This window comes from Corynebacterium sp. ACRQJ (genome assembly GCF_022346045.1).
Lineage (GTDB): Bacteria > Actinomycetota > Actinomycetes > Mycobacteriales > Mycobacteriaceae > Corynebacterium > Corynebacterium evansiae.
In genome coordinates this window covers 217,965-242,154 of record NZ_JAKRMT010000001.1, presented here as the reverse complement: position 1 = coordinate 242,154, position 24,190 = coordinate 217,965, and the positions used below count along the sequence as shown (strand labels likewise).

Genomic DNA, 24,190 nt, shown 5'->3' with positions numbered 1-24,190 from the left:
TCCGACTCCTAAATCTTTTTCAGCTCGGCGACCAATTTGGCGCCCGGCAGCACGGTTGGGTGCACCCCGGCCTTGGCCATCATTTTCTCGGTGTCAGCTTGCTGGTCCGCGAAGGACAGCGTCACCACTGTGCCGCTTGCTCCGGCGCGGGCGGTGCGCCCGGCCCGGTGGACATACGCCTTGTGCTCGGCCGGAGGGTCGATGTGCACGACCAGCTCCACGTCCTTCACGTCGATCCCGCGGGCGGCAATGTCGGTGGCCACCAGCACGGTGCTTGTGCCGTCGGTAAAGCGATCCAGCGCCGCTTGGCGGGTGTTCTGCCCCTTGTTTCCGTGGATTCCCACGGCGGGCACGCCCGCGCGCACCAGCTTTTTTACCTGCCGGTCCACTGCGTACTTCGTGCGCATGAACATTACAGTACGCTTCCGCAGCTTTCCAATGGCCACGACCAGCTCGTTGCGCTCCTCGCGGCTGTCCACCACGCCCAGCAGGTGGCGCATCGTGTCCACGCTGGCGGTGGCCTCGCCGGTGGAGTGCGTCACGGGGTCGCGCATGTATTTATCCACCAGCACCTGCACGTCGCCGTCCAGCGTGGCGGAAAACAGCAGGTGCTGCGCCTGCTTTGGCATGCGGTCCAGCAGCTTGGTCACCTGCGGCAGAAAGCCCATGTCGGCCATCTGGTCTGCTTCGTCGATGGCCACGACCTTCACGTCGGAAAAGTCCAACATGCCTTGCCCCAGCAAATCCAGGGCGCGCCCCGGCGTGGCCACCAGAATGTCCACCGGCCTGGCCAGCGCCGTAACGTTGCGCTGGATCTTCACCCCGCCGACGACCTCCAGCAGCCGCTGACCGGCCGCGTTCGCAATCGGATCCAGCCGCGAGCGCACCTGCGTCGCCAGCTCTCTGGTCGGTACCAGCACCACGCCACGCGGCTTTTTTGGTTTTGACGCCCCCCGCCTCAGCAGCTGAATCATCGGCAGCCCGAACGTGAATGTCTTGCCGGAACCTGTCGGTCCGCGGCCGAGAACATCCCGCCCCTCGACGGCCGCGGGGATGGCGGCCGCTTGAATGGGGAAGGGTTTGGTTATTCCCTCGGCGGAAAGCTCCTTGGTGATGCAATCATCTAGCCCGAGCTTTCCGAACTCTGATCGGGACAATTACGCTTCGACCTCGCTACGGTCCCCGGACCAGAGGGTGTGGAAGGAGCCCTCGCGGTCGGTACGGCGGTAGGTGTGGGCGCCGAAGTAGTCGCGCTGGCCCTGAATCAGAGCCGCCGGCAGGCGCTCGGCGCGCAGCGAGTCGTAGTAGGACAGGGAAGAGGCGAACACCGGCACCGGCTGGCCCAGCTGGGTAGCCAGGATGACCACGCGGCGCCAGGAGTCGATTAGGCCGCCCAGCTCACCCTTGAAGTACGGGTCCAGTAGCAGGGAGGGCAGCTCCGCGTTCGCGTCGTAGGCCTCGCGGATACGGTTCAGGAACTTCGCGCGGATGATGCAGCCGCCACGCCAGATGGTGGCCAGGTCGCGGGGGTCCACGCCCCACTTGTGCTCCTCGGAGCCAGCCTTGATCTCGTCGAAGCCCTGCGCGTATGCCACCAGCTTGGAGGCGTAGAGCGCGCGGCGGACGTCCTCGATGAACTCCTCCTTCGGCACGTCCAGGGTGGACAGCTCGCCGCTAGGCAGGTTGCCGATGGTGGCGTCGCGCTGCTCGCGGGCGCCCGACAGCGCGCGGGCGAACACGGCCTCGCCGATGCCGGTGGTCGGGATGCCCAGGTCCAGGGCCGCCTTCACGGTCCAGCGGCCGGTGCCCTTCTGTCCCGCGGAGTCCACGATGACGTCGATCAGCGGCTTGCCGGTCTTCTCATCGGTCTGGGAGAGCACCTCGGCGGTGATCTCAATGAGGTAGGAATCCAGGTCGCCCTCGTTCCACGTCTTGAACACCTCCGCGATCTCCGCCGGCTCCATGCCCGCGCCGTAGCGCAGCAGCTGGTAGGCCTCGCCGATGACCTGCATGTCGGCGTACTCGATGCCGTTGTGCACCATCTTCACGAAGTGTCCCGCGCCGTCGGGGCCGATGTGCGTCACACACGGGGTGCCGTCGACCTTCGCCGCCACGGATTCCAGCAGCGGCCCCAGGGCCTCCCAGGATTCCGCCGGGCCACCGGGCATAATCGCCGGACCGTTCAGCGCGCCTTCCTCACCGCCGGAGATGCCGGCGCCGACAAAGTTCAGGCCGCGCTCGGACATCTCGGCCTCGCGGCGGATCGTGTCGGTGTACAGGGCATTACCGCCGTCGATGATGATGTCGCCTTCGTCCATTTCCGCGGCGAGCTGGGAAATAACGGCGTCAGTACCAGCACCTGCCTGCACCATGATCAGGGCGCGACGGGGCCGCTCCAGCGACTTAACGAAATCGGCGATCGTCTCCGAGGGAACGAAGTTGCCGGTCTCGCCGAAGTCCTCCATGAACTTGTCGGTCTTCGCGGTGGTGCGGTTGTAGACGGCCACGGTGTGACCGTTGTTGGCAAAGTTCCGGGCGATGTTGGAGCCCATCACGGCCAGTCCAACAACACCAATCTGGGCGGTTCCTTCAGCAGTAGTCATGGTTTTACATCTTACAGGGCGATGGGTTGGTTAGGCTTAGGCGCATGTCCAATATTTTCATTGAACTAAGTCGTGTTGCCACCGAGCGCGAACTCACCGAGCAGGAGATCGCCACCCTCAACGAACTACTGGCCAAGCACCCCACCCTCGACCGCACCCTCGGCGTGCAGTACCGCGCCGTCGGCCCGGACAAGATGCAGCTGGCCCTCGAGATCACCGAGGATCACCTGCAGCCCTGGGGCGTGACCAACGGCGGCGTGTACGCCAGCCTGGGGGAGACCGCCGGCTCCATGGCCAGCTTCGTCGCCGCGGGCGCCGGTCCGGCAGTCGTGGGCACCTCCAACCAGACGCACTTCCTGCGCCCGTCCGTCAAGGGCGACGTCATCGTCTCCACCGTCCAGGCGGAGCATGTCGGGCGCACCACGCACCTGTTCCGCGTGGAGCACAAGAACGAAAAAACCGGCAAGACCTGCGCCTTGACCTTCCTCAAGACGCAGGTAGTGCCGGATATGCCGAAGGCCTAGTCGGATACTGCGCGGGTGTCGCGCCCCTCGCCGAAGCGCAGGTTGTCGCGAACCTCGATGGAGCGGATGCCTTCCTTGTCCTCCAGGTCGCGCAGCTTGCGGATCGCGTTGCGCGCGTGCAGCTGCTGGCGGGTGGCCACCAGCTGCCAGCGGCGGCGGGACACGGAGTTCAGGCCCCAGCTGAAGGCCGCGACCGCACGGTTGCGGAAGCCCACCATGTACAGCAGGTGCAGCACCAGCCACATGACCCAGCCGAAGAAGCCGGAGACCTCGGCCTTGTTCATCTTCACGACCGCGTTGAAGCGGGAGACGATGGCCATGGAGCCCTTGTCGAAGTAGCTAAACGGAACGCGGCCTTCGGGGGCGGTGCCGTTGTTGACCTCATCCAGGATGGTGCTTGCCGCGTACTGGCCGCCCTGCATCGCCACCTGAGCCACGCCCGGCAGACGGTCCTTGCTCATCATGTCGCCCACGATGAAGATGTTGCGGTGCTCGCCCAGGGTCAGGTCGTCGTTCACCGGCACGCGACCCGCGCGGTCGACCTCGATGCCAGCCTGCTCTGCCACGTGCTTGCCCAGCGGAGAAGCGGCAACACCAGCGGACCAGATCTTGGCGTAGGAGGACACGAAGTGCTCCTCCTCGGTCTTCATGTCCTTGTAGCGCACGCCCTCCTTGGACACGTCGGTGACCAGGGAGTTGAGGATGACCTCCACGCCCAGGTCCTCCAGGCGGCGGGCAGCCTTGCGGCCCAGGCGCTTGCCGAACGGCGCCAGCACCTGCGAGCCACCGTCGATCAGCAGGATGCGGGTGTCCTCAGTGTCGATCTCGCGGAACTCGTCGCGCAGGGTGCGGTGGGACATCTCGGCCAGCTGGCCGGCCAGCTCCACGCCGGTCGGGCCGGCGCCGACGACCACGAAGGTCAGCAGGCGCTCGCGGGCCTCCGGGTCGGTGGTGATCTCGGCGCGCTCGAAGGCGCCGGTCACACGGGCGCGGATCTCCAGCGCGTCGTCGACGGTCTTCATACCCGGCGCGAACTCTGCGAACTGCTCGTTGCCGAAGTAGGACTGGCCGGCGCCGGCCGCCAGGATCAGCGAGTCGTACTTCAGTACGGCATCGGTGCCGCCCAGGTCGGCGGTGACGGTCTGCTCGTTGATGTCCACGTTGCGGACCTCGCCCTTGACCACGCGGACGTTGTCCTGGTCCGCCAGGATCTGGCGGATGGACGGGGCGATCTCGCCCTCGGAGAGGATGCCGGTCGCAACCTGGTAAAGCAGCGGCTGGAACAGGTGGTGGTTCGTCCGGTCGACGATTGTGACCTGGACGTTCTCGTTTTTAAACTTTTTCGCCGCAAACAGTCCGCCGAAGCCCGCGCCGATGATTACGACGTGGTGGCGGTTTGATGTGCTGGTCATCTAGTTGCTTCTCCTCAATGATGGTTGTAATCCGGCACCATCTTAATTGTTTCAGGCGTGCGCTTCACACCGAGATCCCCCGGATCTGAAAAATTCGGGCGCTTTCGGTTGCGCCTAGGAAGCCAAAAGTTGTTTTCCTAGTAACTTCGGGGGGAGTTACAGCGCAAAAGGAAGGCATGATGACGTCTCCGTACATCGACGAGGAACGCTGGCCGCGCCTGGTTGCCGCCCCGCAATCTCGTTTTATGGGCCGCCGGGCCGAGGCCGTCACCACGCGCATGGAAGCGCTACTTTCTTCTCACGGAATTGCTTTGGACGCCGGCTCGGTGCCGCACATGGTCGTTCGGGACGGCCAGGTGATCGATCGGGTAGTCGCCGAGGGCTGGTTGGGCTTGGCGGAAGGCTACATGGCCGGGGAGTGGTCCGCCGAACCGCTCCCGGAGGTTCTTGGAGCCTTGATGGATCAGCCCTTCGAGGGGAAGTTCGGGGAGTTTTTTGCCCGCCGGACTCCGAAGCGCCGCGGTCCGGCTCCGGGGGAGCTGCCGGAGGCCCTCGTGGAGCTCTACGCCGGCGCCACCCGCGCCACGGGCGCCGCCCAGTTCAGTAGCGCCTCCCGCACGAGCGCGCATGAGGACGGCATCGACTTCACCTGGTTCGGCGAGCCGGACCCAGTGGAGCGCCTTGACCTGGACGACGCGCAGCGCCGCCGCATCACCACCATGCTCGACGAGGCCGAGGTCGGACCCGGCGACCGCGTGCTGGAGATGCCCTCCTCCGGCGGCCAGCTGGCAGTGCAGGCCGCCAAGCGCGGCGCCCGTGTGGACGTTCTGACCAGCGACGAGGACCACGCGGACGCCGTACGCGCCCGCGTCCACACCGCCGGGGTCGGGGGAGCAGTGAACGTGGAGGTCATCGCCGGGCCGGTGCCCTCCCCGCGCCAGTGGTCCGGCCGCTACGAGGCCATCTTCTCCGTCGAGCGCATGGAGACCCTGGGGCTCGGGGGTTTGAGCCACTACCTCAAGGCTGTCGACCGCATGCTCTCCGACGACGGGCTGGCCGTGATCCAGTCGATCATCGCCACCGACGAGATGCGTGAGACCGCCCGCGAATCCCTGGACGTCATGCGTGCCTACGTCTGGCCCGCCCTGGAGTACCCCACCGTCCAGCAGGTCCGCGAGGCCGCGGCCGAGCACACCCAGCTCACCGTCGTCGCGGAGAACAACCTCAGCGCCCACCTGCGCGCAACGTTGCCACTGTGGCGTGCGAACTTCCTCTCCCGCGAGCGCCAGGCCGCGGCCGCCGGCTTTGACCCGGTGTTCCGCCACCTCTGGGACTACCAACTGGCTCTCCACGAGGCCCTGGCCACCTCCGAAGACATCGGGTGCGTCCAATTCGTCCTCGCCCCGAAGTAGTTTTGCGATTTCCCCACGGGGCTCGCCGGATAGTTTTAGCGTAATAATAACTATTCGCGCATAACCCCCGAGAGGAACTCTTTCCGTGACTACTCCCACGAACCCCGATGTCATCATCGTTGGCGCCGGCCTGGCCGGCCTCGTCGCCGCCTACGAGGCGCAGAAGTCGGGTCTGAAGGTCCTGATCCTGGACCAGGAAAACCGCAACAACCTTGGCGGACAGGCATTCTGGTCGCTCGGTGGCCTGTTCTACGTGGGAAGCCCCGAGCAGAAGCTGATGGGGGTCAAAGACTCCGAGGAGCTCGCCTGGCGCGACTGGGAGAACTCCGCGCAGTTCGACGATTCCCAGAACGACTACTGGCCGCGCCGCTGGGGCCGCGAGTACGTCCGCTTCGCAGCCACTGAAAAGCGCGACTACCTCAAGGCCCTCGGCCTCAACGTGCTGCCCACCGTCGGCTGGGCCGAGCGCGGTTCCGGAGACGCCAGCGGCCACGGCAACTCTGTGCCCCGCTTCCACCTAACCTGGGGCACTGGCCCGGAGGTCGTGCGCGTCTTCCGCGAGCCCATCGAGGCCGCGGAGGCGGAAGGCAAGGTCGAGTTCCGCTTCCGCCACCAGGTCGACGAGCTGATCGTAGAAAATGACGCCGTCGTCGGCGTGCGCGGCAGCGTGCTGGAACCGAGCGATCTGGACCGCGGCGTGGCGTCCTCTAGAAAGACCGTAGGGGAGTTCGAGCTGCGCGCGCGTGCCGTCGTCGTGACTTCCGGCGGCATCGGCGGCAACCTCGACCTGGTGCGTCGCGCGTGGCCGACCGACCAGTGGGGCCCGGTGCCGAACGACATGGTCACCGGCGTGCCCGCCCACGTCGATGGCCGTATGATCCAGATCTCCGAAACCGCCGGCGCGAACCTGGTGAACACCGACCGCATGTGGGCCTACACCGAGGGCATGAAGAACTGGAACTCCATTTGGCCCGGCCACGGTATCCGCATCATCCCTGGCCCGTCCTCCCTGTGGATCGACGCGACCGGCAAGCGTTTCCCCAGCAATATCATCCCAGGCGGTGACACGATTGCCACCATGAAGCACCTCGGCACCACGGGCCACAGCTACTCCTGGTTCATCCTGAACAAGACGATTGCCGACAAGGAGTTCATCTTCTCCGGCTCCGAGCAGAACCCGGATCTGACCATCAAGAAGGTCAAGAACCTGCTCTCCAAGGTCGGCCCCGGCACGCACCCCGCCGTGAAGGCATTCATGGACCACGGCGAGGACTGGGTGGTCGCCGACGACCTGGGTTCCCTGGTCGAGGGCATGAACGCCATCGCCGACGACGATGCCCCCGCCCTCGACGTCCACGACCTGCGCCGCATCATCGAGGACCGCGATTCGCAGGTGGACAACAACTTCAGCAAGGACGCGCAGATCAACTACATCCGCACCGCCCGCGGATACCTCGGCGACAAGATCGTCCGCTGCGCTGCCCCGCACCGCCTGCTCGACGAGTCGAAGGGGCCGCTGATCGCCGTCAAGCTGCACGTGCTGACCCGCAAGACCCTCGGCGGCATCGAGACCGACCTTTCCGGCCGCTGCCTGCGCACCGACGGCTCGGTCCTGCCCGGCCTCTACGCCGCCGGCGAGGTTGCCGGCTTCGGCGGTGGCGGCATGCACGGCAAGAACGCCCTCGAGGGCACCTTCCTCGGCGGCTGCATCCACTCCGGCAAGCGCGTCGGCGAGAACCTGAAGGCTACCATTGCTCAGCTCTAACGAATGGCGCGCCGAGGCACTTGAGTGCGGCGCCGTGCCGCTCATTGAGAAGGCCCTCCGCCGTATCCGCGCTCAGGACCGGCACTTCAATGCCATCTCGGTACTCCTGGACGATGAAGCACTGGCAGCCGCCGCCGACCTAGATTCCAGCACCGACCCCGGCCCGCTGCACGGCGTGCCGGTGCTCATCAAGGAGGAAGTCGCGGTCCGCGGAGTACCCACCACCTTCGGCACGAACGCGAACCCCACGCCCGCTACCGCCGACGACGAAATCGTTCGCCGCTTGCGCAAAGCCGGGGCGATCATTCTAGGCAAAACCACCATGCCTGCGTTTGGCGCATTCCCGTTCACCGAGTCCGAGGCCCGCGGTATCACCCGCAACCCGCACAATACGAGCTACACTCCGGGCGGTTCCTCCGGAGGCTCCGCCGTCGCCGTTGCCGCTGGTTGGGTGCCTTTCGCCGTCGGCGGCGATGGTGGCGGGTCCATCCGGATTCCCTCCGCGCACTGTGGCCTCTATGGACTAAAGCCCGCTCGCGGCACACTGCCGGGGGAGGACCTGTGGTGCCGTCTCGGTACCGCCGGTCCCATCGCCCGTTCTGCACGCGACTGCGCCCTTCTTTTTGACGCCCTATCTGACTCCGTCGCTACCGAAACCGAGGGGGCGTCAATAAGAATCGGCGTGAGCCTGCAACCCTCAACGCCGCTAACCCCACCGCATCGTGACCATGTCCGTGCTGTGCACGCGATAGCTGAGCGGCTGCGCGGAATGGGCCACGAGGTGCGCGACTACAGGCTGCGGCATAAGGATCCGACGGCGGCGTTCGTCACTCAGTTTTTCGCAGGGATTCGCAAGGAGATTGCAAAGCTGGAGTATCCCGACCGCATCGAAAGGCGCCACAAGGTCACCCGCGCGGCAGGAGTGTGGGCGCAAGGTCCGGTGCTGCGCTGGGCCGAAGGATTCTCAGATCGGCTGGGGGAGCAGCTGGATCGAGTGTTCGACGACATTGACGTGCTGCTGACCCCGACTGTCGCTTCCCGCCCGGCGCGCGCCGGTGTGCTGTCGGGCAAGGGCATGCTGGCTGCACAGATCGCTAGTCTGCCATCGGTGGCTTACACCGCTCTGTGGAATGTTTCCGGACACCCCGCGATGAGTATTCCCGCAGGTAGAGGAAGCGATGGCCTGCCCGTCGGCGTGCAATTGGTGGCTCGCGACGAGCGCCTTCTGCTGGATCTAGCTAGCGCTTCATCATCCGCGCCATAATTTCCGTCATGGCGCGACGTGGCATGCGCTGCGACACGCTCATTAGCACCTTGTTGAACGTACCCGAGACCACAGACGGCGGCGGGGACTTGCGTAGCAAGGATTCGATTCCATCGGCCACAACGTCGTGGCTGCTCATTCGCTTCAGCCCGCCGTCGGCGCGGTCGCTGCCCGCCACCCGGAAGAATTCCGTCTCCGTCGGCCCGGGGCACAGCGCCATGATCCGCACGCCGGAGCCCTTCCTCTCGGCGTACAGACCCTCCGTAAACGACAGAACAAACGACTTCGTCGCGCCGTAAACGACCATGCCGGGGGAGGGCTGGAACCCCGCGATAGACGCCACATTCAGAATGAATCCATTCCCGCGCTCCTCGAACCGCGGCAGGAACATGTGCGTCAGCTCCACCAGCGCGTGCACGTTAACCGCGATCTCCGCGCGGAGGCGGTCGGCCGGGATGTCGGTAAAGGATTCGTAGTTGGCGAAGCCCGCGTTGTTGATCAGCGAGGTCACCGTAATCCCGCGCGTCGAAAGCTCCCACGAGATCTCGCCCGCCACGCCGTGCTCGGATAGGTCTTTGGCTATTACCTCGACCTTTACTTTATGACGCCTCTTAATCTCCGCCGCAATCTTGTTCAGCCGATCCTGGCGGCGCGCGACCAGTACAAGGTTTGCGCCCTTGGCTGCCAGTTGGGTGGCGAATTCCTTGCCGAGGCCCGAGCTGGCGCCTGTGATGAGGATGGTTTCTTGGGAGAGATCCAAAGTGCTCATGGTGTCATTTTTACACGAAATCTGGGCCTTGGGTGAAGAATGAAGAATAGGTCACACGTTCTGGTAAAGGTTGAGATGTTGCATTTAATTGGCCAAAAACCTTGACTGTGGTCGATTGTATGTTCTAAACTGGTGTCAGTTCACGAAGGGGATCGTATGAACACCACAACACTCACCACAAACACCACCGAACCGCCGCCCGATACCGCAGAGCCTTACTACCGGCTTGCGCGTTCCAACGACCCGTTAACGGCGACGTCCCGTGCCCTCAATCTGACCCACCTCGCCATGGTCGAGCAGTCTACTCCGGCACCGGACGACCTCGTTCCCGATCATGTCTCCAAGCTCGCGGTGCGCTTCGGCATCAGCAAGGTAGTGGCGGCAAACTATGCCGACGCTGGGCTGATGCTCCAAGCCTTCCCACAACTCCACCAGCTGTTCCGCAGCGGCGCTTTCACTATTCGTCATATCCAGCAGGTCACCGAGGCTGTCGAGGCCGTAGCCCTGGACAAGCGCGCCGAGGTGGAACAGGAGATCCTGAAGGCCCTTAAGCCCACCGTGCCGAACCAGCAGGTTCCCACCCCACGGGCGGCCTACAACAAGGTCAAGGCGATTGTGGGGGATCGGGACAAGCTAGCGGTTCCGCTGGACGACACTCCGCCCATGGACACGAATTCGCCCGAACTGGTGATCGACCGCAGCCAGTACGAGACCACCGCGTTCACCCTCACAGTGCCGCGCCTGCGCGGCGTGGAGCTGCACAAGGCGGTGAAGGCGGCCTCCCTGAAGCGCGGATGCTCCATGGGGGAGGCTTTCCTGGCGATGCTCGAGCAGAACATCACCACCGAGGTCACCTTGAACCTGTACAAGGCCGTCGGCCCGCAGCCCCGCGGAGTCTTCGCCGAGGATCACTGGCTGTCCGAGGCCGCTAGTTGCGAGTGGCTCGCGAAAGTCACCCACCTGGCAGCCCCCGGTTACACCGCGACGGAGGGGTACCAGCCGACGGAGTTGCTGCGGGCGTCAGTAATAGGGCGCGATGGGCACTGCCGTTTTCCGGGCTGCGATGCGCCGGGGTACACATGCGACATCGACCATGTGCACCGCCACGCCGACGGCGGACCGACGTCGACGGCGAATATGCATCTGCTCTGTCGTACCCATCACCGGCTGAAAACGGCCGGTACCTGGGACGTTGCGCTGCACGCCGATGGCACCGAAGTGTGGACCTCGCACGGAGACGGCCACGAGGTTGTCACCGTGCCCGACGGGCCGCTAGCGCGCGAGAACTTCGCTGAGCGCGGGGTGCGCAAGGCGCGGGTGGTGCGCAAGCTCAACGAGGAGAAGCTCAACGCCGATCCGATGATGCCGCGCGGGCTGTCCATCACCCGCGAGGAGCTGCAGAAGATGCTGAACTGCGCCTCCGTCGGAGAAATCAAGGAAGAGCTTCAGCGGCGGATCAAGAGTGAGATCACGATCGCCAACGCCATCGCCGAGCTGGCGCGAGAGGAACTGAACAGCCAGATCGAGCAGCTCGAACAATTGCAGAAGGACGAAGAGGAGCCGCCGTTCTAACCACTACTTTGAGGAGGTGACGGGCAGTACCAGCAGCGCGCCGAACACGCAGATGATACTGCACATCAGGAACATGCCGGGGTAATCGAAATGCCTCAACGCGAGGGCCGCGAGGCCACCGCAGAACATGTTGCTGACCCCCTGGGTGAGCGACATCAGCGACACGTCGCGCGCACGGTTCTTCTTGCTGGGCAGCGACTCATTAACCATGGCCTGATCCACGCTGCTGAACACGCCCCAACTCAACCCCAACAGCATCGCCGCGGCATAAACCAAACCCATGCCGGTGGCGATAGTCATCATGCCCGTAGCGCCCGCGACACCAAGCGCCGAGACGACCACCAGGATCTTCCTCCGCCCCAGCCGGTCCGACACGCCACCGCTGACGAACGCAGTAATGATGGTGAATACCGCATACAGCAGGGTCAGCTCCAGCACGCCAGCATCCGGGTCGGGCACGCCAATGTGATCCCGCAGATAATACAGCAGGTAGAACAAGCTGGTGTAGTTGGCCAGGTGAATCACGAAACGGCTGGTGAAAACAAGCCAATAGTTCCGGTAAGAGCCCTCGTCGCCGACCGTCGCGGACAAAGAATTGTAGGGGCGGACGTGCACGTCTACGTGACCGCGCCCGAAAGCGAATTGGAAGATAAAGAGAAGGGAAATGACGCCCACAACCCAGTACGCCTGCTGAATCGGCAAAGCTGCGGCAACGGCAGTCCCGCCAACGATTCCGAAGGTGTAGGTCGCGCCGACGATTCCGGACACCAACCCGAACTTTTCTTGGGGGACAACATCCGCGGTGACTGTCATCAGGTTGTTCGTTACGAACGCCACGAACACCTGAACCAAGCACCACAACCCGGTGAGCACCCAGAAGCTGGGGCTGAAGGACATCAGCAGCAATCCCAGCGTTACCAACGGCGCGGCCAACAGAACCCACGGCAGGCGCTTGCCCCAGCGACCCACCCAGAACCAGCTGCGGTCGGCGATATATCCGGTCAGCAGGCTCGTAAACACGGCGGTCGCACCGCCGAGCATCATCATGAGGGCGAGGGAATCCTCTTTGTTGTCGGGCCGCAGCTCGATCATCTGCAACCCCAGCAGCAGCTGCGTGGGGCCGGCCCAGGCGAAGACGGAGCCGAAGAAGGCCACGCCGAACTTCCAATAGAACCGCTTCGGCTCGCGCTCGGCGGCGGTAAGAGTCTGCAGCATCAGTGGCCCTTCTCTCTGAACTCGGCATCGATTTCCGGGGTGATGGCGCCCTCGCGGATCAGCGCCTGTAGCAGACGCCCAGCGGGCTTGACTTGCCGATCCACGTCCACCACGCCAAACTTCTGCGCCATCCCCTCGGACCACTCCCAGTTGTCCACGAAGCACCAGTGGTAGTAACGCTCCACTTCCGGCACGCGGGAAAGCTCTGCCAGGTGGTCCAGGATGAATGCGCAGCGGAAGCGCTCGGCGGCGTCGGCGGTGCCGTTCTCGGTGATCCACACCGGCAGTTGGTAGCGCTTCGCGAGCTCGGCGGAGACCTCCGCAATCCCCGGCGGGTAGATTTCCCAGCCGAGGTCATTAGTTGGGGTTCCGGGGAAGGTGGCGTCAGAAAAACCGCGCACCGCCGTGCGCGAGTAGTAGTTAATGGCCACAGCATCGGCGAAGACCCCGCCGCTGGGCAGGTCGAGGCCGGGGCGACCGAGCACGGGATGGAAGCGCCCCTCGAAGAAAGCAGGCTCGATCGCACCTTGGAAAAGCCACTCGACCAGGGGAGTAAGCAGCCGGTGGACGGGGTTGCGCGGGTTCATGGGGGCGAAGACTCGGCGGTGGTGGGCGAAGGTCACGCGGGGACTGTCCAAGCGTGAGTGGATACGCTGGTAGGCCAGCAAGTGCGCGGCCGCCATGTTCCGCAGGCAGGGGCGTACCTTCGGCAGACCACCGCGGCCGGGCGGGGTAGAGCCGAAGAGGTAGGCCTCGGTGGCGAAGACGTTCGGCTCGTTGATGGTGATCCAGTCGGTGACTACGTCGCCCAGGCGGTCGAGCACGACGTCGACGTAGCGCAGGAAGATCTCCACGTTCGCCTCGCGGGTGAATGCACCGGTGGCTTCGAACCAGGCGGGGTGGCCGAAGTGATGCAGGGTGACTAGCGGCTCGATGCCGCGTTCGCGCAGGTCAAGAAACTCTTCCCGGTAGCGCTGAAGCGCGTCGTGGTCGTAACGGCCGGGCTCGGGCTCCACGCGCGACCACTCCACGCCGACGCGCGCGATCTGCAGGCCGAGGTCGCTCATGAGCTGGTTGTCTTCGCGCCAGCGGCGCCAGTGGTCGGTCGTGGGGTGCGGGGTGGTGCCGTCCTTGGCGACCCACTCGCTCCAATTGTTGGGGCGCGGCGATCCTTCGATCTGGAGCCCGGCCGATGCGGTGCCGATGCGGATGTTGCTGAGGTCCATGCACTTAACTTATTGACGCCCTTAGTTTGCGTTGGCAAAGTTTTCGGTTTTTACCCCATCGGGGGTAATTGGTTTGCTACAACAAAGTAATGCTCAAGAAAACAGCAGCGCTCGCATGCGCAACAGCCATTGCATTTGCCGGATTCGCGTCGCCCGCCAAGGCTGCGCAGATAACTAAGAGGGAGAAGGTCGCATACTCCAATGTGTTCGGCGACCTGCACATGAGGTTGCCGAAGACGGTGGACCGAATCGAGTACACGACGACCACCTCGGACGGGAAGAAAGCCCAGGTCAGTGGTTACATTGTGGAGCCGGTCGTGGAGTGGAAAGGCGAGGGGCCCCGTCCAACTGTGGTGATTGGCCGCGGAACGGTCGGGCAGGGTGACCAGTGTGCGCCGAGTAGGAACTGGCCACTGGACGGGCAGCCGGATCCGATCAAGGCGAAGCGGGCGGTGAATCTGGAGGGTATCTACGACTGGGTATTTGCCTCCAAGGGTGTGCGCGTGGTGGTGACCGACTACATCGGCATGGGAACCCCGGGAATTCATACGTACATGAACCGCGACGATCAGGCGCACGCGATGCTGGATGCGGCGCGCGCGGCCGGCGTGGGTGACGGGCCGGTAGCGTTCTACGGGCATTCGCAGGGCGGCGGTGCGTCGGCTGCGGCGGTCGAGGCGGCGGGTGAGTACGCTCCGGAGCTTAACGTGGTGGGGGCCTACGCCTCGGCGCCGCCTGCGGATCTGGAGGCGGTGCAGCGGAACATCGACGGATCGGACCTTATGGGGGCGATCGGCTTCACGATCAACGGCTTGTTGGAACGCTATCCGCACCTGCAGCCGCTGCTGGATAAGCACCTCAACGAAGAGGGCAAGCAGGCGCTGAAGGATCTATCCACGATGTGCACCGGGGAGATTACGGACAAATACGGGCACAAGAAGACGAGTGAGTGGACAAAGTCGGGCAAGACGCTCGATGAGTTGTTGAAGGAGATGCCCGAGGCGCGGGAAGCTATGGAGGATCAGCGCATTGGGCTTAAACGTCCGGTGGCACCGGTGATGGTGATATCTGGGCGTCACGACAAGAACGTCGAACACAACCAGGCGAAGGAACTGGCCCGCACGTGGTGCGAGAAGGGTGCGCAGGTCGAGTACCGCGACGACATCATGCCGCCGGTGGGTGAATACAATCACTTCATCCAGGCGGTGACGGGCGGCGCATTCGGTATCGACTTCATCTTGAAGCGTTTCCGCGGCGAGCCGCTGGGGCGCACGTGTGAGGCGCCGGTGGGGCAGCTGCAGGGATCCGTGGAAGGCAGTGCAGCGCTACCCAACGTGGCGGGAAGCTAAAGTGTCATAATGTATATTATCGGCTAATCCCTGGACTGCCACAGCTGGTAGCAGGTGGCGGCCAGGAACAGCGCGCAGACCGCGGCGAAGAAATACGTCAGGCCCGTGCCCTGCCACAGCAGGTAGCCGATAAAGAACAACAGCACCACGATGCGCATGATGCGCGAGTACTTGAGCATCTCCGGAGACATGTGACCGCGCCTACTTATCCTGCTCGAGTACGAGCAAGAGATCGATGGTGCCTTCGTCGGCGATCGTCGCGGCGACGAACTGCGGGGTCTGGATGTCGAAGTCGCTGCGCTTGAACGGGATGTTGCCCTGCAGGATCACGTGCTCGCCGGTGCGCAGAACCTTCAGTTCGGCGGTCACCGGATTCTTCTTGCCGTGCAGATCGAGGTCGCCGGTGACCTTCACCTTCTCGGTCGTGCCGTCGTCCGGCAGATTGGAGACGTCGGCGGGCTCCGTCAGCGTAAACGTGGCCTTCGGGAACTTATCGGTGTGCAGGATGCTCTTGCGCACGTTGATGTCGCGCTTTTCCACGTCACTGCTGATGCTGGCAACGTCGACCGTGATCTTGCCCTCGGTGAGCTTCTTATCCTCAACCTTAACGTCGCCCTCAACGTCCTCGGTGCGGCCCGAGGTGGTCTTGGAGCCGGCGGGCAGCTTCTCGTCGAAGGTGTAGCCAGCCTGCGAAACGTTGTCACCGGCTCCCCTTACCACGTGCCAGGAGCCGTCCATTCCCACGCTGGCAGGCTCGCCACCTGCGGTTATGTCGGCGGTTCGCAAGCCTCGGTCGCTAAAGTAATTCGCCACCAGCGGCCCTAAAGCCATCAGCACACCGACAATCATGCCAATTACGGCGAGAGTGATGATTCCCTTACGCATGCCCTATAGCATAGCCCCTCCTACCTGCGACCCCTAAGTTGCTCGATGCGGCGGGCCATGCTCTCTAGTTCTGACGCCAACTCCTCCACCACCTCGGCGGACTCCCCTTCCTTTGCGGCGGTGCACAGGTCCTCGGCGGCGCAGCGCAGCTCGAAGAGGTCATCGTGGAACTTCTCGGCCGCGCTGGCCGACATAATGACGGAATCCGCCGGGATCGAGGTGCCCGCCAACTGGGCGCGCTGCTCGTAGGCGCGCTGGCGGCACGACTGGTTGCAGAATTTGCGGGGCCGGTTCGTCGGGCCGGGTTCAACTACCCTGCCGCACCAGGCGCAGTGCTTTGGTCGAGGCATGGAACAATTCTTAACGAAACTTCGTTGTTATGATGGATTAGTTCGAACTGATTTAGGAGTGATGAAGAATGGCCGATCGCGTACTGCGTGGAAGTCGCATGGGTGCCGTTTCTTATGAGACGGACCGCGACCACGACCTAGCTCCCCGCCGCATGGTGAAATACCGCACCGAGGCTGGGGAAATTTACGAGGTTCCCTTCGCCGACGATGCGGAGGTTCCACAGGAGTGGATGTGCAAGAACGGCCAGATGGGCACGCTGGTCGAGGGCGAAGGCCAGGAATCCAAGCCGGTGAAGCCCCCGCGCACTCACTGGGACATGCTGCGCGAGCGCCGCAGCCTCGAGGAGCTCGACGAGCTGCTCGACGAGCGCATCGAGCTGCTCCGTAAGCGCCGCCGCACTGCGGTGAAGCTCATGAAGGAGCAGCAGGAAGCGAATCAGAAGTAGCTACGCACGGTGCCGGCACCGATGCGCCAAGACTCCTGAGCCAGGTTCTTGAACTGGTTAAAGCGGTGAGCGGCACCCCACTTCGTCACCTGCAGCAGAGCCTCGGAGACGATGTTGCCGCTCATCTTGGAGTCGCCAATCTCTCGCTCGGTGAAGGTGATCGGAACCTCGCGCACGTCGAAGCCGGCCTCGACGGCGCGCCAAGCCAGATCCACCTGGAAAACATAGCCGGCGGAATCGACGGCATCCAGGTCGATCTCCTCCAACACCTCGCGGCGGTATGCACGGTAGCCGCCGGTGATGTCGGACAGGCCCGCGCCCAACGCCAGAGAGGCGTAAATGTTGCCGCCGCGGGAGAGAACCTCGCGGCTGACCGGCCAGTTCACGGTCTTGCCGCCCTTGACGTAACGGGAACCCAGGACCATCTCCGCGCCAGAGTCGATGCGGTCCAGCAGCAGGTACAGCTGCTCGGGAGCGTGGGAGCCGTCGGCATCCATCTCGCACAGGATCTCGTAGTCGCGCTCCAGACCCCAGCGGAAGCCGGCGATATAAGCGCCACCCAGGCCGCCCTTGCCGCCGCGGTGCATCACGTGGATCTTCGAGTTCTCAGCGGCCATCTCGTCGGCCAGATCTCCGGTGCCGTCCGGGCTGGAATCATCGACGACGAGGACGTCCACGCGCTCGGGCTCGGCCTTTAGCAGTCGACCGATAATCAGAGGAAGGTTTTCCCTCTCGTTGTAGGTCGGGATGATGACCAGTGTTTTATCGCTCAGCTTAGTCATGAAAAGCTTTCTTACCTCTCCTATAAGTAAATGCCACGGATAGCAGACCCAGAATAGCTAGAATCCATTCCACCCATGGGCCGACGCGGGCTGACAGTGTCATTGTATCGCTTAGGGGCAACTCGGCCTCGAGGGCGTCAGAAGTAAAAATGGCAGTGCGCTGCTTCACCGAGCCATCGGGCGCAACGATCGCCGACACACCCGAGGTCGCGGCGACCACCACGGCGCGATCATACTCCTTGGCGCGCATGCGGGACATGGCGAGCTGCTGATACGTCATGTCGGTAAACCCGAAGGTCGCGTTGTTCGTCGGGCTGGTGAGAATCTGCGCGCCGCCCTGCACAGCCATGCGGAACGCGCCGTCGAAGCTGACCTCGTAGCAGGTGGCCACGCCGACGGGGACGCCGTTCATGTGGACCACTCCGTTGTCGTCGCCAGGCTGGAAGTTGCCGGCGCGGTCGACATGCTCGCTGAAGTTGCGCAAGAAATCGCGGAAGGGCATGTACTCGCCGAAGGGCTGCAGGAAGCGCTTGACGTGGCTCTCCCCTGGGCCGTCGCTATCCCACACCACCATCGTGTTGTGCTCCGGGCTGACGGTGCCGACGAGGATCGGCGCGTCGACGGAGCGCTGGGCGCGCTCGATTTGCTGGCGGGCGGCGGGGTCGGTGAAAGGATTGACGTCGGAGGAGTTCTCCGGCCAAATGACGATGTCCGGATCTGACTCCAACTGCTCTGTCCGCCGCACGTGGTTATCCAGCACGGCGCGGCGCTGGGCATTGAAGTCCAATCCCAGACGCGGCACGTTGCCTTGGACGGCGACGACGTCCACGGTGCGGTCGGTGGGCGTGGCGGGAATCAGCAACGCGTAGGCGGCGATCAGGGCCACCACTCCAGCCAACGAATACGCGGGCGCGCGGTGCTTGCGGAGGCACAAAGCCAGGAGCAGGCCGATCAGTACCACGGCGAAGGTGACAAGCGCGGGGCCACCGAGGCGGATCAGCCAGCTAATCGGGCCGCTGGCCTGGCCCCATGCGATGCGCCCCCATGGAAAGCCCCCGAAGGGAAAGGAAGAGCGCAGCCACTCAGTCGCGACGAACCAGGTCGGAATGCCGATGATCTGGGCCGCGAGGGGGCGTCGAACCAAAAGCTTCAGGCCTGCGCCGAATAGCAGGCTGTAGAGGGACTGGATCAGCGCCAACGCGATCCAGGCGGCCGGGCCGACGAACTCCCCGACCCACGGCAGCAACAGGCCGTAGATGGTGAGGCCCTGCACCCAGGCCATCAGCATGGCGTGACGGTGGTCGGCGAAGTAAAACAGCAGAGCGAACCCGAGCGGTGCGGCCCACCACAGGCCGGTCGGCTCGAAGGCGGCAAAGACCATCACGCCGCTAAAGACAGCGGCGAGGAGCCTTAAAATCATCCGTTCTCGCCCGCGCGGTGGTCGATGACGTCTCCCCAACCGCCCGAGTTCTGGATGTGGCTAACGCGCGAATAGGTGGTCACGCCGAAGCGTTCCAGGGAACGGCGCGCGGCCTGGCCCAGCATCTTGCGGATCAGGGACCGGGTCGGCGGAATCAGGAAGAAGATGCCAAAGAAGCTCGTAACGATGCCGGGAACGGCCACGCCCACTGCACCCACCATGGATAGCGCCATGTCGGCCGTGAGCTCCCCGGGGTGATCCTTCTGCTGCAGCGCGCGGACGGTGAGCTCGCGCATCTGCCAGGTGGCCAGGGCGATACCCAGCACAAACAGGCCCAACAGAAACAGCAGTGCCCAGCCCCAGCCGATCCACACTCCCAAGAGAATGAAGGCGATGATTTCCACGACGAGATACACGGCGGGTAAGAATTGCATGGCTGTAAGGAAACTCCTAAAGTATCCGTCTGAAAAATTGTTATGAAAACGCGATCTTTGTAACGAAAGCGTGCTTACATAACGATAACGAAGGTGTAGGAAAAATAGTTCCTACACGCGATAGCTTAACTACGTTTTAGGGAGTACTTCGATGCGTCTACGCCGCTCTATCCTCGCTGCAGTTCTGGCACCCACGGTTGCCCTGGCATCCGTCACCCCGGCAGTGGCAGAAACCGACACCCAGAGCACGAGCTCCAGCTCCAGCACCAGCTCGAGCGACTCCGACGAGTGGTGGGACGGCCTGCACCCGGTTGCAAAGGTTGCGATCGGCATCGCGGCGGCCACCGGCATCTCCGTGGCCTTCGGGATCCTGCGGACGATCTTCTACAACATCTTCCACGTCTAGCGTGGCGCGCGCCGCCACAGCCAACGCGGGACCACCTGCATGGCGGCGGCCAGCAGCTTCAGGGAGCGCGGGATCCACACGGATTCCGCGCTTTCGTCGTTGATGGCGCGAACCGTGGCCTCGGCGACCACGTCCGGCGTGGTGGACAGCGGCGCCGGATCCATGCCGCGGGTCATCCGGCCGATCACGAAACCCGGGCGCACGATCACCAGGCGCACTCCGGTGCCCTGCAGCGCGTCCTGCATGCCCTGGCAGAAACCATCCAGGCCGGCCTTCGCCGAGCCGTAGACATAGTTCGGGCGGCGCACGCGAGCCCCGGCGATGGATGAATAGGCCACCAGCACTCCCCTGCCGCGGGACTTCATCACCCGGGACAGCTCCGTCAGCAGCACCGCCTGGGCGGTGAAGTCCGTGTGCAGCACGCGGTAGACCTCGGAGGAGTCGCGCTCTGCGAGCTCCTGGTCGCCCAGCACGCCGAACATCGCCAGCGCCACGTCCAGCGGGCCGGTGGCCTCGATCTCCGCGATGAGGTCTGCGTGGGAATCCACGTCGGTGGCGTCAAAAAAGAAGGAATCGACCTGTGTGGCGCCGAGTCGGTACAGCTCATCGGCCAGTTCCGTGGTGCGGCGGGCGGCGAGCACCAAGTGGTTGCCGGGGGCGAGCAGGCGTGCGATCTCGCCGCCGATCTCGCTGGTCGCGCCGAAGATTGCAATTTTCTTAGCCATCGAGGGCCACAACTCCTCGTCTCATCGCGGCGACCGCCTTGCGGGAGGCCGCCTTCACTTCATTGGAATAGCCAGTCAGCTTGATCTGATCCAGCAGGTCGATCACGCGGCGGCACCAGCGCACGAAATCGCCGGGGGTCAGGGTGGCGCCGCTGGCCTCGGCCGCGCGCAGGCAGTACTCCAGCGGGGCGCCGGCGGTCCACTGGTGCACCGCGGTGGCAAAGCCCAGCTCTGGCTCGCGGGTCACGGTGAGGCGGTGGCGCTGCTCGTCGGTGGAAAGCTCCTGGTAGATGCGCCACGTCTGGCTGATCGCCTCGGCCAGCGGCTCGGTGGGCACGCCATCGTCCTTGGCGCCGGAGTCGCGACGGTTCTCGAATACGCAAGTGCTGGCCACGGCCGCCAGCTCCGCCGGGTCCAGCTCGTCCCAGATACCGCGGCGCAGGCACTGGGCGACCAGCAGATCGGACTCGTGGTGGATCTTGGACAGGCGCTCGCCCTCCATGGTGATGCGGGCGGTGTTGCCCTCGAGCTCCACGTAGTCCAACTCCGCCAGCAGCGCGAGGATGCGGTTGAACTGGGCGGACAGGGAATCGGATTCCTGCGGCTGCTCCTTCTGTTCGAACTCTAAGCGGCGGGCGGCCTTCAGGTACTGCTCGGCGGCGCGGCAGAGCTCCTCGCGGCCCTCCCAGGCGTGCACCGGGTGGGCGTGGACCTGCTCGCGCAGCTCGACCGCACGCAGGGAGCGGCGGCGAGCCCGGGGCTTGAGCTTCTTCGGCTTATCCAGCTGCAGGCGGCGCAGGTTGGCGGCCACTCCCCTGGCCTGCCGCTTCGGGTTGCGCACCACGCCCTTGTGCAGGCGCATGTGGCCGATGTGCACCGGGGTGTTGCCGAACATGTCGGGGTTGATACGCTCCACCCAGCCGTCGTCGGTGATGATCGTCGGCCGGCCGCGGTGGTCGGCACGGGCAATCACGGCGGTCGTGGGGTTCTTGCCGGTGGGCAGCGCGATCACGTCGCCCGGCTGCAGAGACTGCAGCAGGGCCGTGGTCTCCGTCGAAGCCTCGTCGATGACCATGCGCTTGGCGCGGCGCTCCTCCTGTGAAAGCTCGCGGCGCAGCTGGCCGTACTCGGTGACCAGCTGGAAGTCCTCGTTGAGGCTGTTCGAGGGGCGGCGCACCTCGCGGATCGTGGCCTTTAGCTGCTTTTCCTGCTGGGCCAGCTCTCGGCGCCGCTTCTCTATCTGCTCGGCGCTCTCCACCACCGCGCCATTGGTCTGGTACTGCGCAAACGAACGTAGCAGCAACCGGTGGGCCTCATCCAGCCCCATCGTGCCGATGAGGTTCACAGCCATGTTGTAGCCCGGACGGAAGGTGGAATCCAGCGGATAGGTTCTTGTTGACGCCAAGTCTGCAACCCCATAAGGGTCCAGCCCCTGGCTCCACAGCACCACCGCGTTACCCTTCGTGTCGATGCCTCGGCGGCCGGCGCGACCCGTGAGCTGCGTGTATTGGCCGGGGGTGAGGTCGGCGTGCGTCTCGCCGTTGAACTTCACCAGCTTCTCCAGCACCACCGAGCGGGCAGGCATGTTGATGCCCAGCGCCAGGGTCTCCGTGGCAAAGCAGACCTTCAGCAGGCCGCGGGCGAACAGATCCTCCACTATGTGGCGGAAGGCCGGCAGCATGCCGGCGTGGTGGGCGGCGAAACCGCGCGACAGGGCGCGGCGCCACTGGCGGAAGCCCAGGACGTTCAGGTCCTCCTCCGTCAGGTCCGCCACGCCCGCGTCGATGGTGCGCAGGATCTCCTCCCTTTCCGACGGGGACGAATAGTCCACGCGGTCGATCAGCAGGGCGCGGACGGCGGCGTCACAACCAACGCGCGAGAAGATAAAGTAAATCGCAGGCAACATGCCAGCGGTGGCCATGTGCTGTACCACGTCGCCGCGCTTTGGCCCGCGGCGCTTGCCGGTTTCCTCGGCCTTCGCAGCAGCGGCGACGACCTTGCGGTTGATGGCGCCGAGGTGCTGCTCCGAGCCCTCGAAGAGGGGCAGGATCTTTCGGCCGACCATCATGAACTGGGTCAGCGGCACGGGGCGCTTCTCGGTGACGATGATTTCGGTATCGCCGCGGACGGCGGATAGCCAGCCGCCGAACTCCTCGACGTTGGAGACGGTGGCCGACAGGGACACGAGGATTACGCGAGGATCCAGGTTGAGGATCGCCTCCTCCCAGACCGGACCGCGGGAACGGTCGGCCAGGAAGTGCACCTCGTCCATGACGACGTGCGTGAGGGATTCCAGCCGCTCGGAGTCGGCGTAGATCATGTTGCGCAAGACCTCGGTGGTCATCACAACGATGGGCGCGTCGCCGTTGATGGTGACGTCACCGGTGAGCAGGCCCACGTTGGCCTCGCCGTAGCGCTCCACGAGATCGTGGAACTTCTGGTTGCTCAGGGCCTTGATGGGCGTGGTGTAAAAGCAGGTGCCGTCGCCGTGGAAGGCAGCGAACACGGCGAACTCGCCGACGATGGTCTTGCCCGCGCCCGTCGGGGCGGCGACAAGTACCCCCTTGCCCCGGTCGATGGCTTCGGCCGCTTGGATCTGGAAGTCGTCCAGCGGGAAGTCGTACTGGGCGCAGAAGCGCTCTACCTGGGGGCTAGAGAATGTCATCGAAATCGCTGCGAGTGAAGTCTTGAGCCTTTGGATCCTGGCGCTTCGGCGAGTCAATTGGGCGAGCCGCGCTGGTGGACTGCGGTGCCGGGGTTGCCGTCACCGGGGCAATGGGCTCTGGGGCGGCGATGCCGGTGGACTCGTCGTCATCTACCTCGAGCCAGTCCGCCTGGTTATTCTTGCGGCGTTTGTCGTTCAGGCGGGCGATCTGCGTGGCGATCTCCATCATCGCGCACAGAGCTATGGCCAAGATCACCATCGAGATCGGGTCCTGGCCCGGGGTGACGAACGCTGCGAAGAGGAACAGGAAAGCCCAGATGAAGCGGCGCTTATCCTTCAGCTGCTGGTAGGTGACCACGTGTGCCAGGTTCAGCAGCACGGTAATGAGCGGCACCTCGAAGCTCACGCCAAAAATTAGCAGCAGCGCCATGGCAAAGCTGAAGTATTTCTCGCCGTTCAGGGCAGCAATCTGCGCCTCATCGCCGATGGTCAGCAGGAACTCCAAGCCGAAGGCAAGCACGAAGTAAGCCAGCACCGCGCCGACGGTGAACAGTAGGCCTGCGGAAATACCCACGCCTAATGTCCAGCGCTTCTCGTTCTTGTGCAGGCCCGGGGTGATGTACGCCCAGATCTGGCCCAACCAAATGGGCGAGGAAAAGACCATGCCTGCTAGGGCACCGACCTTCAGGCGCAGCATAAACATCTCAAACGGGCTGGTCGCCAGCAGGCGGCACTCCCCCGCCTCGGAGCCGAAACGCGCCTCCGGCGGCAGGTTACAGTACGGTCCGCGCAGTACCTCGCCCAGAGACGGGATCGGACCGACTTCGACGTTGTACCAGATGTAGCCGATAATCGTGCCGATGAAGATGGCAACCAGGGAAATGAATACGCGCTTGCGCAGCTCATTGATGTGCTCGACGATGGTCATCGAACCATCGGCGGGCTTCTTTAGCTTCTTAGCCACTT

The 24,190-nt window shown here is 64.2% G+C and carries 23 protein-coding genes; 8 read left to right on the top strand and 15 right to left on the bottom strand.

Annotation, left to right across the window (positions count from 1 at the left end):
* Positions 1–8: 8 nt before the first annotated feature.
* The gene (locus MHX52_RS01135) at positions 9–1,157 is read right to left on the bottom strand and encodes a DEAD/DEAH box helicase (RefSeq protein WP_239316133.1); all 1,149 of its coding nucleotides are present in this window, start codon (positions 1,155–1,157) and stop codon (positions 9–11) included.
* Positions 1,158–2,603, bottom strand: coding sequence for an NADP-dependent phosphogluconate dehydrogenase (gene gndA / locus MHX52_RS01130; protein ID WP_049050005.1), 1,446 nt, complete (start codon positions 2,601–2,603; stop codon positions 1,158–1,160).
* 44 nt (positions 2,604–2,647) lie between these two features.
* Here gndA and MHX52_RS01125 point away from each other — a divergent pair, with 44 nt between their 5' ends.
* The gene (locus tag MHX52_RS01125) at positions 2,648–3,127 is read left to right on the top strand and encodes a PaaI family thioesterase (RefSeq protein WP_035004010.1); all 480 of its coding nucleotides are present in this window, start codon (positions 2,648–2,650) and stop codon (positions 3,125–3,127) included.
* Here MHX52_RS01125 and MHX52_RS01120 read toward each other — a convergent pair.
* Positions 3,124–4,539: an NAD(P)/FAD-dependent oxidoreductase gene (locus MHX52_RS01120; protein ID WP_239316131.1), complete on the bottom strand. Its 1,416-nt coding sequence runs from the start codon at positions 4,537–4,539 to the stop codon at positions 3,124–3,126. The two genes, MHX52_RS01125 and MHX52_RS01120, sit on opposite strands and share 4 nt — an antisense overlap.
* Positions 4,540–4,718: 179 nt before the next feature.
* Here MHX52_RS01120 and MHX52_RS01115 point away from each other — a divergent pair, with 179 nt between their 5' ends.
* The 3 genes from MHX52_RS01115 (at position 4,719) to MHX52_RS01105 (ending at position 8,980) form a co-directional block, all read left to right on the top strand.
* A complete protein-coding gene (locus MHX52_RS01115) occupies positions 4,719–5,951 on the top strand; it encodes a class I SAM-dependent methyltransferase (RefSeq protein ID WP_049050004.1) in 1,233 nt (410 codons plus the stop codon).
* Between the two features lie 85 nt (positions 5,952–6,036).
* A complete protein-coding gene (locus MHX52_RS01110; protein WP_035004006.1) occupies positions 6,037–7,716 on the top strand; it encodes an FAD-binding dehydrogenase in 1,680 nt (559 codons plus the stop codon).
* Positions 7,703–8,980 (top strand): amidase family protein, encoded by a 1,278-nt coding sequence (locus MHX52_RS01105; RefSeq protein ID WP_239316130.1) that lies wholly within the window; start codon positions 7,703–7,705, stop codon positions 8,978–8,980. The genes MHX52_RS01110 and MHX52_RS01105 overlap by 14 nt, the downstream gene beginning before the upstream one ends.
* Here MHX52_RS01105 and MHX52_RS01100 read toward each other — a convergent pair.
* On the bottom strand, positions 8,955–9,749 hold the full coding sequence (locus MHX52_RS01100) for an SDR family oxidoreductase (protein ID WP_239316129.1): 795 nt from the start codon (positions 9,747–9,749) through the stop codon (positions 8,955–8,957). The two genes, MHX52_RS01105 and MHX52_RS01100, sit on opposite strands and share 26 nt — an antisense overlap.
* A 156-nt stretch (positions 9,750–9,905) precedes the next feature.
* Between MHX52_RS01100 and MHX52_RS01095 the strand changes: the two genes are divergently transcribed.
* Positions 9,906–11,321: an HNH endonuclease gene (locus MHX52_RS01095; RefSeq protein ID WP_051901649.1), complete on the top strand. Its 1,416-nt coding sequence runs from the start codon at positions 9,906–9,908 to the stop codon at positions 11,319–11,321.
* Between the two features lie 3 nt (positions 11,322–11,324).
* On the opposite strand, the gene MHX52_RS01090 is transcribed toward MHX52_RS01095, so the two are convergent.
* Positions 11,325–12,536 carry an MFS transporter gene (locus tag MHX52_RS01090; RefSeq protein WP_239316110.1) on the bottom strand — a complete coding sequence of 404 codons (1,212 nt, stop codon included), beginning with the start codon at positions 12,534–12,536 and terminating at the stop codon, positions 11,325–11,327.
* Positions 12,536–13,762, bottom strand: coding sequence for a glycoside hydrolase family 1 protein (locus MHX52_RS01085; RefSeq protein ID WP_239316108.1), 1,227 nt, complete (start codon positions 13,760–13,762; stop codon positions 12,536–12,538). The genes MHX52_RS01090 and MHX52_RS01085 overlap by 1 nt, the downstream gene beginning before the upstream one ends.
* Before the next feature lie 89 nt (positions 13,763–13,851).
* Between MHX52_RS01085 and MHX52_RS01080 the strand changes: the two genes are divergently transcribed.
* The gene (locus MHX52_RS01080; RefSeq protein WP_239316106.1) at positions 13,852–15,111 is read left to right on the top strand and encodes an alpha/beta fold hydrolase; all 1,260 of its coding nucleotides are present in this window, start codon (positions 13,852–13,854) and stop codon (positions 15,109–15,111) included.
* Positions 15,112–15,134: 23 nt separating this feature from the next.
* Here the strand turns inward: MHX52_RS01080 and MHX52_RS01075 are convergent, their stop codons facing one another.
* From MHX52_RS01075 to MHX52_RS01065, 3 genes are read right to left on the bottom strand one after another with little or no spacing between them, the layout of a single operon-like run.
* Positions 15,135–15,302 carry a hypothetical protein gene (locus tag MHX52_RS01075; protein WP_005294641.1) on the bottom strand — a complete coding sequence of 56 codons (168 nt, stop codon included), beginning with the start codon at positions 15,300–15,302 and terminating at the stop codon, positions 15,135–15,137.
* 10 nt (positions 15,303–15,312) lie between these two features.
* Positions 15,313–15,996, bottom strand: a complete 684-nt coding sequence (locus MHX52_RS01070; RefSeq protein ID WP_239316104.1) for a YceI family protein — start codon at positions 15,994–15,996, stop codon at positions 15,313–15,315.
* A gap of 20 nt (positions 15,997–16,016) precedes the next feature.
* On the bottom strand, positions 16,017–16,346 hold the full coding sequence (locus MHX52_RS01065) for a hypothetical protein (protein ID WP_070487460.1): 330 nt from the start codon (positions 16,344–16,346) through the stop codon (positions 16,017–16,019).
* A 68-nt stretch (positions 16,347–16,414) separates the two neighbouring features.
* On the opposite strand from MHX52_RS01065, the gene MHX52_RS01060 reads away from it, so the two are divergent.
* Complete coding sequence (locus tag MHX52_RS01060) at positions 16,415–16,792, top strand: RNA polymerase-binding protein RbpA (RefSeq protein WP_011273522.1); 378 nt, start codon at positions 16,415–16,417, stop codon at positions 16,790–16,792.
* Here MHX52_RS01060 and MHX52_RS01055 read toward each other — a convergent pair.
* The 3 genes from MHX52_RS01055 to MHX52_RS01045 are packed head-to-tail and all read right to left on the bottom strand — an operon-like array spanning position 16,783 to position 19,428.
* Positions 16,783–17,574, bottom strand: a complete 792-nt coding sequence (locus MHX52_RS01055; protein ID WP_049049993.1) for a polyprenol monophosphomannose synthase — start codon at positions 17,572–17,574, stop codon at positions 16,783–16,785. The two genes, MHX52_RS01060 and MHX52_RS01055, sit on opposite strands and share 10 nt — an antisense overlap.
* Positions 17,567–18,994, bottom strand: a complete 1,428-nt coding sequence (lnt, locus tag MHX52_RS01050; RefSeq protein ID WP_239316102.1) for an apolipoprotein N-acyltransferase — start codon at positions 18,992–18,994, stop codon at positions 17,567–17,569. The genes MHX52_RS01055 and lnt overlap by 8 nt, the downstream gene beginning before the upstream one ends.
* Positions 18,991–19,428 (bottom strand): FxsA family protein, encoded by a 438-nt coding sequence (locus tag MHX52_RS01045; RefSeq protein ID WP_035003986.1) that lies wholly within the window; start codon positions 19,426–19,428, stop codon positions 18,991–18,993. The genes lnt and MHX52_RS01045 overlap by 4 nt, the downstream gene beginning before the upstream one ends.
* A gap of 151 nt (positions 19,429–19,579) precedes the next feature.
* Here MHX52_RS01045 and MHX52_RS01040 point away from each other — a divergent pair, with 151 nt between their 5' ends.
* A complete protein-coding gene (locus MHX52_RS01040; protein WP_035003984.1) occupies positions 19,580–19,834 on the top strand; it encodes a hypothetical protein in 255 nt (84 codons plus the stop codon).
* Here MHX52_RS01040 and MHX52_RS01035 read toward each other — a convergent pair.
* Genes MHX52_RS01035 through tatC form a run of 3 tightly spaced genes read right to left on the bottom strand, consistent with a single transcriptional unit; the run spans position 19,831 to position 24,188 of the window.
* Entirely contained in the window at positions 19,831–20,559 is a 729-nt protein-coding gene (locus MHX52_RS01035; protein ID WP_035003982.1) for an SDR family NAD(P)-dependent oxidoreductase, read from the bottom strand. The two genes, MHX52_RS01040 and MHX52_RS01035, sit on opposite strands and share 4 nt — an antisense overlap.
* Positions 20,552–23,224 (bottom strand): RNA helicase, encoded by a 2,673-nt coding sequence (locus MHX52_RS01030; protein ID WP_239316100.1) that lies wholly within the window; start codon positions 23,222–23,224, stop codon positions 20,552–20,554. The genes MHX52_RS01035 and MHX52_RS01030 overlap by 8 nt, the downstream gene beginning before the upstream one ends.
* Entirely contained in the window at positions 23,211–24,188 is a 978-nt protein-coding gene (gene tatC / locus MHX52_RS01025; RefSeq protein WP_035003976.1) for a twin-arginine translocase subunit TatC, read from the bottom strand. The genes MHX52_RS01030 and tatC overlap by 14 nt, the downstream gene beginning before the upstream one ends.
* Between the last annotated feature and the right edge of the window lie 2 nt (positions 24,189–24,190).